Origin of the sequence: Klebsiella sp. SWET4 (assembly GCF_024296565.1) — a bacterium.
Taxonomy (GTDB): Bacteria; Pseudomonadota; Gammaproteobacteria; order Enterobacterales; family Enterobacteriaceae; genus Klebsiella; species Klebsiella variicola.
Genome location: NZ_JANCOB010000056.1, coordinates 560 through 1143, shown reverse-complemented (window position 1 = coordinate 1143; position 584 = coordinate 560). Strand labels below are relative to the sequence as shown.

The following is a 584-nucleotide window of genomic DNA, read 5'->3' as shown; positions in this document are numbered from 1 at the left end:
CCGAGCAAGGCTTCCGCGCCGGCCTCGGCATCCTCAGGCTCGCCGGCTCCTATGGGCGCGGACGGCTGGACGCCGCGGCTGCGCGGGCGATCGACATCGGCGCGCGCACCTACGGCTCGGTCAAATCGATCCTCGCCAACAATCTCGATCGGCGTCCCGCTCATCAGCGCTCCGCGGACGATGCGCCGATCCTGCATGCCAACATCCGCGGACCGCGCTACTACAATTAGGAGACCGTCCCTTGCTCACCCATCCGACCCTCGACCGCCTCAACGCCCTCGGCCTCCACGGCATGGCCAATGCCTTCGTCGATATCGAAGCAACCGGCGAGGCCGCAAGCCTCGGTCACGCCGAATGGCTCGCGCTGCTGCTCGAACGTGAAGCATCACTGCGCCACGATAAGCGGCTCGCCACCCGCCTGCGCTATGCGAAGCTGCGTCAGCAAGCGTGCGTCGAGGACATCGACTACCGCACCCCGCGCGGCCTCGACCGCCCGCTGTTCGCCAAGCTTGTCGAGGGCCGCTGGATCGATGACCATGCCAACCTGCTGATCTGCGGCCCGGCCGGCGTCGGCAAGAGCTGGC

At 68.0% G+C, this 584-nt stretch carries 1 protein-coding gene and 1 pseudogene; both read left to right on the top strand.

The window, feature by feature from the left end; translation table 11 throughout:
* Window positions 1-230: pseudogene (locus NKJ21_RS27485) on the top strand (IS21 family transposase); the annotation flags it as partial.
* A gap of 11 nt (window positions 231-241) precedes the next feature.
* On the top strand, window positions 242-584 hold a 343-nt coding region (locus tag NKJ21_RS27480), incomplete at its 3' end, for an ATP-binding protein (RefSeq protein ID WP_254733464.1).